At 45.9% G+C, this 11,248-nt stretch carries 7 protein-coding genes; all 7 read right to left on the reverse strand.

Features of this window, described 5'->3' with window-relative positions; all coding sequences use genetic code 11:
• Nucleotides 1–4 precede the first annotated feature (4 nt).
• Nucleotides 5–3,535 (reverse strand): TonB-dependent receptor, encoded by a 3,531-nt coding sequence (locus AAHN97_RS20300; RefSeq protein ID WP_343303913.1) that lies wholly within the window; start codon nucleotides 3,533–3,535, stop codon nucleotides 5–7.
• 95 nt (nucleotides 3,536–3,630) lie between these two features.
• Nucleotides 3,631–4,803 carry a FecR family protein gene (locus tag AAHN97_RS20305; protein WP_343303914.1) on the reverse strand — a complete coding sequence of 391 codons (1,173 nt, stop codon included), beginning with the start codon at nucleotides 4,801–4,803 and terminating at the stop codon, nucleotides 3,631–3,633.
• A 94-nt stretch (nucleotides 4,804–4,897) separates the two neighbouring features.
• The gene (locus AAHN97_RS20310) at nucleotides 4,898–5,449 is read right to left on the reverse strand and encodes an RNA polymerase sigma-70 factor (protein WP_343303915.1); all 552 of its coding nucleotides are present in this window, start codon (nucleotides 5,447–5,449) and stop codon (nucleotides 4,898–4,900) included.
• Nucleotides 5,450–5,717: 268 nt separating this feature from the next.
• Complete coding sequence (locus AAHN97_RS20315; RefSeq protein WP_343303916.1) at nucleotides 5,718–8,036, reverse strand: Gldg family protein; 2,319 nt, start codon at nucleotides 8,034–8,036, stop codon at nucleotides 5,718–5,720.
• A gap of 17 nt (nucleotides 8,037–8,053) precedes the next feature.
• Nucleotides 8,054–8,986: an ABC transporter ATP-binding protein gene (locus AAHN97_RS20320; RefSeq protein ID WP_343303917.1), complete on the reverse strand. Its 933-nt coding sequence runs from the start codon at nucleotides 8,984–8,986 to the stop codon at nucleotides 8,054–8,056.
• Between the two features lie 7 nt (nucleotides 8,987–8,993).
• Nucleotides 8,994–10,517, reverse strand: coding sequence for a PKD-like family lipoprotein (locus tag AAHN97_RS20325; RefSeq protein WP_343303918.1), 1,524 nt, complete (start codon nucleotides 10,515–10,517; stop codon nucleotides 8,994–8,996).
• 4 nt (nucleotides 10,518–10,521) lie between these two features.
• Nucleotides 10,522–11,226 carry a DUF4843 domain-containing protein gene (locus tag AAHN97_RS20330; RefSeq protein WP_343303919.1) on the reverse strand — a complete coding sequence of 235 codons (705 nt, stop codon included), beginning with the start codon at nucleotides 11,224–11,226 and terminating at the stop codon, nucleotides 10,522–10,524.
• Between the last annotated feature and the right edge of the window lie 22 nt (nucleotides 11,227–11,248).

Below are 11,248 nucleotides of genomic sequence, written 5' to 3' on the forward strand. Positions count from 1 at the left end.
TGCTTTAGAAGGTTACGTAAACACCCAGATTATATACTTTCTGAATAGGATACCAGTCACCGCCGGTATTGGTTTCGGGATCCACGTCGAAAGTGGATAATTTGTCCCAGGTAGCCAGGTTCAGGCCTTGAGCATAGAACCTTGTTTTCGCAAGCCCCAATCTCTTCAGGAACTTGGGAGAGAGGGAATATCCAATTTCAAGGCTTTTCAAACGCATGTATGAAGCGTCTGCGAGAAATAATGAGCTATTCGGGTTTTTGTTATTCAGATGTGTTCCGTAGTGCAATGCCGGATAGGTAGCAGTAGCTGCTGTTGCCGGTGTCCAGCGGGCAAGGTGGAATTTCTTCACACGACCGATGATGTCCTGTCCGTAAGTCGGGAAATCCCAGGCTGCGGCATTGATCAACTGTACACTGGTATTGGTGGCACCCTGGAACAAGATGCTGACATCAAAACTTTTGTAAGATACCCCCATAGGAATACCGAACTGGATCTCAGGATTGCGGGGATTGCCCATCGCGATCCGATCTTCCTGATCTGTGATCTGTCCGTCACCATTCTGGTCTTTATACACTACATCCCCTGGTATCAACGCACCCCATTTCTGATAGTTGGAAGCATTCAAAGCGTCCGCTTCCGCCTGGTCTTTTACAAAATGGCTGAACTCAAATACAAACTGCTCACCGATACGCTTTCCGGTACGGCGTGCATAGTCTACATTCTTGCCATTAGCAGCGATACGTTCTATTTCGTTGATGTAAATGATCTTGTTCCTCGCAAAGGATACATTCGGACGAATGTAATAGCTGAAACTCTTGCCGATATTATCTGACCAGCCGACCTCCAGGTCAAATCCTTTATTGTCTACCACACCCAGATTAAGTTGTGGCGCATTCTGACCAACAACGGCAGATACGTTCCTGGTTCCATAGTCATTAGGGATATTGGTAAGGATGTCGTAACGATGCTCTTTGAAAACATCTACCGTAAGGCTCAGGCGATTATTCAATGTTCTTGCTTCAACACCAATATTGGCTTTCTTCGCTTTCTCCCAGGTCAGTGCCCGGTTGGCCAATGGCGCTTCGTATACGTTAGCCGGTGCGCCGTTATTCTGACCAATACCAAAATTGTATGTATCACCATTTACTTCAAAAAACTGCAGGTAACCAAAACGGATGCCTGGCAGCAGATCGCTACCTACCAATCCGTAAGAACCTCTCACCTTCAGGTAATTGATGACGGAGTTTTCCATGAAATTCTCGTTGCTGATCACCCATCCTGCGGCAACGGCAGGGAAGAAACCATAACGGGCACCTTTGGGAAAGTTCTCCGATCCATTGTAACCGGCATTGAACTCAAACAGGTAACGATCGTTGTAGTTGTAAGTGGCCCTGAAAGCCAGCCCCTGGTTACCAAAAGGAACCTCATTGGTCAGGGTCCGGCGTTGGCGGAGTCCCAGCAACATCCCGCTCACACTATGTTTGCCGAAGGAGCGGGCATAGTTCAATGTCACCTGCAAATGGTTTTTGCGTTGTGCACCCGGGGTGTTGCCATCATAACCGTTGTTCATAGTAGCATTATCCGAACGTTTCGGCGTAATATATGCACCCTCATAATGGCCGCCGGTGGGATTCATGAATATATCAACGCCGGCCTGCGGATAGAAAGTAGCGTACCCTCCATACTCGCGGTAACCTTCAGACTCATGCGGGATTGTTCTGTTAACGGTATTACCACTCTGTACATCATAAGAATATTGTACTTCGAAGGTCAGGCCCTTGGTAATGAAATCCAATTTGTGGCCGAGTGCAAAACTTCCATCCATGAACGTTTTGTATTCATTGATAAACCCTGAGTAGGCTATCTCACCAAGGATATTATAACGATACAACTGAGTACCGAACAACAAACCTTCCGGATGTTTGTAGATGTGGGACTTGTTAGCCGGGTTTTCGTTATTCTCCAATATGATCGGATAGATAGAAGGTTGCGTATTGGCGATATTCACCACACGCGCAGCGGTAGTACCCGGTGCGATCCTGTTCTGGATGCGGCCACCAAGGTTCAAACGCGCATAAAAATTATCCGTGATATTGATGTCGATATTGGAGCGGAAGTTATAACGTTTAAAAACCGCGTTGGTATTATAAGGGCTCAGTTTGGTATGCTTGTAGTTACCATCCTGGTTCATATAACCAGCCATTACAAAGTATTTCACGGTCTTGTTACCACCCTGGATGTTCAGGCTGTAATCCTGCTGCATACTGGGTTTGAAAGCATAATCGAACAGATCTATGTTATAGCCCAGACCATCTGAGTTATCACCTTTTGCTTTCTTGAAATTCTCAATAGCCTCTGCAGTAAATCTTGTACGGGTACTTTTATCATTGTCCTGCGCCTCATTATATAACATGGCATAATCTGCAGAGCCCAGGTACTCCGGGAATTTTATTGGTGCGGAAACACCACCGGCAGCTTTGAAGGTAACATTGGGTTTGTCCATCAACTTACCTCTGCGCGTGGTAACCAGGATAACACCATTAGCACCTCTTACACCAAAAACCGCTGTGGCGGACGCATCCTTTAATAAGGAAAAGGTTTCTACTTCCTCCGGGTTCAGATACTGGAAGTCGCGCTCGATACCATCTACGATCACGATGGGCTTTTGAGAGTTGTTTCCTGTATTGTAAGTAGCCATCCCGCGAATAAACACATCACTCTGGTCTACACCGGGCTCACCACCCACAAACTGGTTCACCAGCAAACCAGGCAGCCTTCCTGCAAGTGCATTAGAGAGGTTGGTAGTAGGGCTTTGGCGCAGTTCGTTGGTTCCGATAGACGTTACAGCGCCTACCACAGATACCTTCTTCTGTGTTCCGTAGCCCACCACAACTACATCGTTCAATGAAGATACTTGTTGGGTAAGCATCACAGCTATAGTAGCATTCTCTTTGCCTACACGAAGGTTCTCCGTTTTAAATCCGATAAATGTAAAACTCAATACGCTGTTATCGGGAACCGTAATGGTAAAATTACCATCTATATCGGTAAACACACCGGTAGTGGAACCGATTACAGAAACCGATACGCCGGCAAGCCCGACACCGTTAAAATCCGTCACCTTTCCTTTGATCACAACAGGCGGTGATGGATGACCAGTCACTACTTTTACTGCATTCTTCCTGACAACAGTGATAGTCTTCTGTGTGATGGTGAAGCCAAAGGGCTGATCCTTGAAACAGATGTCCAGCACTTCCTCAATGCTGGCATCTTTTACATCAATATCCACCTTCTTCGCCTCTTTCAGCAGCTCATCCTTGTAAAAGAACTGGTAGCCTGTTTTCCGGTGGATCTCTTTAAATACTTTTTCCAACGATACATTTCGTTGCGACATGGTGATCTGGGCAAAGGTCTTGGCATTTGCACAAAAATTTGCCACGATGAGCAAAAATGTGGTCAGTTTCACGACCCGCATTAGCCTGGTTACAACCAACCAATCTGGCTTACTCGCCAATAAGAATAGTCTCTTGTTCATAAAGTGGTAATTAGATTAATAGCAAATCTGTTACGACTGTTTTGGGAACAGCGTTCATATATTAAAGGGGATCGTCCCCTTTGAACTAAACTTTACTAATGGCCTTCGGACACTATGATCTTGCGGTCCTCTATCTTAAAGTCAACACCACCAGCCTTCATGATCTGCAATACCTGAGAGATATTGTTTTCCCGGCTTACAATCCCGGAATAATGCCCTGTTGGCACCTTCCCTTCATATACTACGTCTATATCGTACCATCGGGATATCTGCCGCATAATGCGCTGAATGTCCCATGAATTGAAGTTAAACCAGCCGTTCTTCCAGGCCATTTCCTCATCCACATCAACAATTTGGGTTTTTATTGTTTCGTCATGAAAGATCTGTGCCTGTACCCCAGGCTTCAATATTTTAAATCTGTCTCCTTTGGATACCTTTACCGCTCCCTCAAGCAAGGTAGTGGTCATCATGTTTTCATCTTCATAGGCCATGATATTGAAATGGGTACCCAATACTGAAATCGTTGCTTCTTTTGCAGTTACGAGAAATGGTTTTGTTTTATTTTTTGCTACCTCAAAATATGCTTCGCCTGTAATGCTTACGCTTCTTGTATCGCCATTAAAAGTGGCCGGGAAGCGGATGCTGGAATTGGCATTGAGCCATACCCTGGTGCCGTCAGACAGTACCAGGCAATATTGTCCGCCCCGTGGTGTGGACAATGTATTATATACCAACTCACCTGTGCCGTTTTTATTGGCACCATATGCCAGTATGGATGAACGATTGTTGACGACCAGCGCACCTCCCTGAGTTGTCAGTTTGCCCTCCCGTGAGGAGTCCAGTTCAATATGGGAACCGTCCGCCAGTGTTAATATGGCTTTATTCCCGCCGGGCTTGATCACATAGGAAGCAGACTGTTCTTCGACATCCTCATTCACCGGCATCTGATCACTCATCCAATAATAACTTCCGACGAATAACGCAAACACTGCTGCGGCAGCGGCTGCAGGCCACCAACGCCTATTTCCGCGTGCTGGCTTTAGGACCCTCCCTTGTTGCAGAATAGCTATTAACGTTTCCTTTCCCTTTTCTTCACTGATCGGCTGATGATCACCCTGGTGCTGCTCCCATAATTCGGCTAGCAGGCTTTTAAGAGCCTCATCATGCCTGCTGTCCTCAACCGCTTCCATCAATTCATCTACTTCCGCGGTTGTAGCAGTTTTATTAAAATAAATACTCAACAGATAAGCCAGTCTAGCTTTATGCATATATATTATTCAGTGAAGAAAAGAATGATTGCTCCTGTTGACCGTAAGACAACAGGATTATGCAAAAGAGGTAATGAAATTCGAAAAAATTTTTCTAATTGCGGAATAACAAAGAAATAATAAGGATCAAAGAGCGGAGATTGGTACGGAGATGATCTCTTAAGAACCTCAGCGCCAATACCATATGCTTTTTGACGGTTTCGTGGGAGATATTGAGCTTTCTGGCAATGAGCTCGTGAGATATACCTTCTTTCCGGCTTAACAGGAAAACGCTTCTTTGCCTGGGAGGGAGTAGTTCCACCGCCTTTTCAACAAGCTGGAGCACATCGGCTGATGCCGGCTCTTCATAATGGGATGTAGTCTGAAGTTCATAATATTCGTAGGCTTTCTGGCGGTTCCTTAGCCGGGCAGTTTGTTTGAGGCAGTTAAATGCATGGTTTCTGGCCACTGTGAAGAGATAGGCTTTGAAACTATCAACCTGGGCCAATGCCTGGCGGTTGATCCATATTTTCAGGAATACATCCTGAACGATCTCCTGGGCAATGTCTTCGGATTCTGCTATACGAATAATGAAATCTCCAAGCTGGTTGTAGTAGTTATTAAACAAAACTGCAAAGGCATTTTCATTGCCTTCTGCAACACGCATCAGTAGCGCCTTTTCATTAGTAGAGGAATTTCCCGGCAAGAAATTTTGATTGTAATGGTTAAATGGTTTGAGTACAAGATAAAGAAATAAAATTATAATTATCAAGTTAAGTTTCCCTGAAGTGGTATTGCCTGTTTTAATCAATTAACCCCTGAAGCTTTGTGATCTGAGAAATTATCGTATTATAAAAAAGCATAAAGCAGGGAATTCTCCCTGCTTTATGGCCAGTAATCGTTAGCCCTTCGTTTCCTTTATTAATGGCTTGAGTTTATTGTCTTCTTCGCCTAAACCATATTAGCAGGTAACCAAGCACCATCAGCGTAGGTAAAACACCTGTGAAAGCTATTTTAGAGATCTTGAAACCTGTTTTCCCTATATGAATGTTATTATCAGTAAATGGCGGACGGCTTACATCCACAGGAGCCTCGTAGTTGGATAGCCAGTTGAAGGATCCTGCGATCAGCATGAAATTGGCTGACATAATATCCTTGCGCGTATGGCCGAGCTCACCATTGCTAATACAATCCGCATCACCCAGGATGATCACTTTTTGTTCCTTTCCGTTAACCTTGCGGCTGAGTGCAATAGCAGTGGCCAAATCAGCGGCAGCTGTTTCGCCGGCCTCCAGGTTGAAGGCCACACTGTCATCTACAAAATCAACCGTTTCCAGTTCATTCCAGGCACCTGCAGAGTCAGTTACGAACAAAGGTGTAACCTTATATCCCTTAGCAGCGGCCTCATTGTACCGGAGGCCAACTACTGATGGCATCACCACAACCTGCTTGTTGCGGTGAACGGAGCCAAAAGCACCAGAGAGATCACCCGCCTCTTTTGTTGGACGGGTTAATATCAGGTCAGCCTGGTAGTCTCTGCTGGGTTTTACCAGCCTGCCTTCCATCAATCGTACGCCAAAAAGTTCTGTGATAACGTTCATGGTGCCTTGCCGTTTGGGTTCAGCCGCTATAAGCAGGTTCCCTCCCCTGGCAACATATTGTTTCAGGTGCTGCAGATGGGATTCCGGCATGGCTGTTTTCACATCCGCAATCACCATGATACTTATATGCGCCGGCACTTCTTTATCAAGAGAGAGTTGCTCGAAGTCGAAGCCCTGGTTGATGAGGGAGTGCCGGAAAGTATTCTCTCTGGCAAATTTGTTATAGTCGCGATCTCCTTCTTTGATGCAGTCACGCTCACCATGCCCTTCCACAAACGCTACTTTTGGCAAAGTAGTAACCAGTCGTTTAATAGCGGCGCTTATTTCTGCTTCAGAAGGAAAGCCCATGGCATCATTAAAAACACGCAATACGGATTGCTGTCCGTTATCACGCTTCAGTACCTTTACATACCTGAACTCCTCGCCGGCCAATGTTTCCTTTATGCTTCCGATTTCGTTCACCGGTAAAAACAATGCCGAATCCACACCATAGGCCTGGGCAACCTTTCCCATCCGCGCTCCGTCATTTAATGTGGGATATCGCTGATCCAATGACTTTTCATTTTTGCCTTTGGCATAATAGTGCACGTAGTTCATTTTAATCTCCGGTTTGAACCGGAAATACTCTCTGAACCGGCGCATATCATCCAGTTCTGCCCTGGGCATACCCATCCATAGCCAACGGTCTTCGTCTAACGCATTCGCATAAGTGGTGATCGTCAAACCACCCTCTGCTTTACTGACAATATCCTGGCTAGCCTTGGTAAGTGTGCGCAATTTTGTTCTGGTAGCATCATAAAAATACATCAATGCGGGGCGCGAGCTCAGGTAGCCAATCACTACCGCACTCCCGATCACTAACAAGTAACGACCCAGGGAAACAGACTGCCTGGTTTTCTGGCGTACAGCACGGAACCGGAAAATGCACAGTCCCAGGAACAGGCCGATAACCGCGATGAAATAAATCAGATCTTCACTACTAATGATGCCCCCAATGAATTCATTTGTTCTGCCGCTGATGGACAACCAGAACATAATATCACGAACAAAGGGTACATCCTGCCATAACTGGCTGGTGTAATTCAACACAGCAAAGACGGCAAAAGTCCCCATGGCGGCAACCACCTGATATGAGGTGAGACTGGACATAAAAAGTCCCACAGCACCATAAGCACAGATCAGCAGAAAAATACCTAACAGGCCGGTTAAGGTAGCAGGGAAGTCGAATTGGTCCACCACAAAGGCTCCGTATAGAGTAAACAGGAACACAATACCGGTCATCAGCAGCGCATAGACTGCAATGGACATAAATTTTCCGAAAATGATCTGGGCATCGCTGATCGGCGAAGAATAAAGCAGCTTGATGGAGCCGCTGCTCAGCTCACGGCTCATCATGCCCATGGTAAGCAACGGTATATAGAAGTAGAGGTATCCGAGCAACCTTGCATAAAATCCTTGCTGGGGATCGGTATATAAGTTAAGCGTAACCGCATTTAAGTTGTATCCCATTTCCTTAAAATTGACGAAACCTCCCAGGACACCGCAGAAAACGAGGCTGGCCTGGATGGTGAACACAATAAGGATAAGCCACGCGATGGGCGAATAAAAAAGCAGCTGCAGTTCAGTACGGGCGATTCTTATAATTTGTTTCATTATTTTATTTTCTATGTTCAGGACCGGGACTGTTTTTTAGACAATTCAGCAAAAATGGTATCCATTGAATTTTTCTCTGCGTTGATCTCCTTGAGGCGCCAGCCATGCTGAACGCTCTGGCCGATGATCGTTTCCAGCATATCATCCACGCTGTCTACTTTCACCCGGTACCGGGCCACACCAAGTGATTCTACATCCACCACATTAGACAGCCGTTTTAATTCCTCCGCTCCCCTTGGCTCGAGCATGGTGAGCACAATAGTACCGGGCGCTGCATAACGATCAAACTCTTCCACACTGCCGGAGAAAACCACGCGACCTTCCGCCAGCATCAGGATGTAATTGCAGGCTGCCTGTACTTCGGAAAGCATGTGAGTGGACAGGATCACCGTTCTTTCCTGCGCTATTTCTTTAATAAGGTTCCGGATCTCAACGATCTGGTTGGGATCAAGGCCATTGGTGGGCTCATCCAATACAACCAGTTCAGGATTATGAATAATAGCCTGTGCAATACCTACCCGCTGCTGATAACCTCCCGATAAATTTCGTATCAGTCTTTTCCTGAAATGGGTGATACCACATTGGTCAAGTACCTTGTTCACTGCATGCGCCTGCTCTTTGCGTGGTATCAATCTTAGTCCCGCACAGTGTGCGAGATATTCGTCAACAGTGAGGTCTATATGCAGAGGAGGTTTTTGAGGAAGGAATCCCATTAAACTTTTGGCAGTAATTGCATCTGTACGAATATTGACCCCATTGATAAAAACATCTCCTTTAGTGGGTTTCAGCACACCACATAAAATGTTCATCATGGTAGACTTGCCTGATCCGTTGGACCCTAACAACCCGTAGATACCTTTAACAGGTATTTCAAAATCGATATCACGGATAGCCCATTGAGCGGTATAACGATGCGAGAGCTGTTCAGCTTTTATAATTGGTTGTTTCATATTTCGTTTACATTTGAGTATAGCCAAATCCCATTTTGTACATGCTGCTTACAGGCACTCCCTGGCCCAGCATGATCTTTTTTATTAAGCGGCGGGAAGGGTTGGCAATCTGATCAGACAATATCCCAAGAATATACACATCACCGTTTTCCAGCCCTACCATCAGTTGATCATGGGTGTTGACACCCAGCACCTGATTCTGGCTGGCAGTAATGGTTTTTATGGGAGAATCAAAGGAGAAATACTCCGAGCTTCTTGCCGGCCCTTGTTCATACAGGTAAAGGGTTTTATCTCCGCTACCTCCTGAATAAAAGAGATAATTGTCAATACGGGGTAACTGGCAGAAAACACTTTTCGCGTTGGCAGTGCCTTCACCGAAGGCCCTCTCGGAAAAGAACAGCGCCTGAATCGTATAAAAGTTATCCATCACCATGATCTTTTGCACAAAGTGTTTGTTGCCATCAAAGAACACCAGGTAGTAAGAAGATGTGAACCGCCCCTGCTGTAATTTTCCCACGTACACCATTTCTTTATCCATAGCGTTGATGAGGGTAGTGCCTGGAGGTATAGGAGGTCCGGGCATATAGTTAACCGGTAGTACAAGCCCCCGGTCCGAGCCCAGGAAAAGCTGGCCTTTTGTTTTGTCGTACAGGATGGTCTGCCCGCTTAAATAAGTACCGGTCCAGCCTTTGTCGAATTTCACACCACCCGGTATGAACATTGGTTTATTGGGATATACACCGGATTGGGAAAACGCACTGTTCGCATGCTTCCGCGTATATATGTTCCCGTTATCGTCAAGCATCATGCTGTAATCCCACATATAAAACTCTGACCGGGGGCGAAAATCGGGAGGCAGTGTATTTCCAAGAAAGAAATTATTGGTGTTATAAAGAGGTCCCAGATTGATGCCGTTCAGTTCTATATTACCCGCAGCATCGTTTCTTACAATGAGGATATTTCCCGGATTGCTCAGTCCGGAACCAGCCATCCAATGTTCTTTAACTTCCACCACATCAGGACCGAGCTCCTTTCCGGAGATCGTTGTATAAAAGTCGGCCGTCACTTCAAAAGTGACCGGGTCAATAAAAGATATGATACCGCGGTTATTTTTTTTTGTTAATACAACCCAGCCTGTGAGGTATGCCGGAATAGCATCTACGTAAAATCCTTCCAGGAAAGTAGATTCATCTTTTTTGTTGACTACTTTCAGCTTAACATAGGGCCGCAGGCCGGTCAGGTTGCGTACGGGATAATCCAGCACCGGCCCTGTGCTTATCTGCTCGTTGTTACAATACCAGGTATACGAAAAAGTTTCCGTAAGCGCGCTGGCCAGCACCGTGTCTCCACGATAAATGAGCTGTGGCCGGATGTGCAACGTATCGCTGGCCCTGGGACTTAAAAAGCCACCGCCTTCAATTACGATCGTTACTTTGTTGAGCTCATCATAAGTATAGTTGCCCTTGTCCTTATAACAGGAAGCCAGTAAGAACAGCAGGGCAATGAGGCTATATAGTTTTGCTTGTTTCATGGTGTCAGAATAAATTAGGCGAAACATTGATCATACCATTTTCATCTTCATATATTTCTCCGTTTTCACGGCCGCGGGCGAGAAAATCACGGAAGATGATCGCATAGGCTCTTTGCTCGGTTTCAGACAGGCCAGTCATATCCGCGATGCCCGTAGCCTCAATGAAAAGACGATATTTGGCGTTGGAATACCGGCCCAGGAAATTAGTTTCAATAACATTGTTCCACCATCCCGGACGGGCGATCATGTCAGAAAAAGTAATGTCGATATACCGGTTGGCGGGAGGTCCGAGCCGGAAATGCTCATTTGAATGAAGCATGAGCCTGATCTTGAATTTCTCCGCCTTCAGGCGATCAGACTTGTGAAGCACCAGGGCAATGGTATCCAGGGCACGCCCTGCACGCAATATCATCGGAGCAGGCAATTGGTAGTCGCTCGTTAAGGCTGTAGTTTGCGTTGCATCTATCGTAAGGGTGACCGGCCTGTCCTGATCACTCAGTTTGCCTATCAGCTTTACCAGCACCGCCACAGTATCCTTGTCTACTCCCGGATGGAAGGCAAAGGAATATTCAATGGGGTGCACCTCGTTGATGCTTGCACTGTCGTTGGCCAGATAAACATAACTCATCTCACCATATTCGTCTACCGCATCCTTGCTGCAGCTCATTAACCAGTAGCATAATATGATTACGGCATATAAACGTTTCATGTATCGTTGTTTTTTATTAACA

It is taken from the genome of Chitinophaga niabensis, assembly GCF_039545795.1.
GTDB classification, from domain to species: Bacteria; Bacteroidota; Bacteroidia; order Chitinophagales; family Chitinophagaceae; genus Chitinophaga; species Chitinophaga niabensis_B.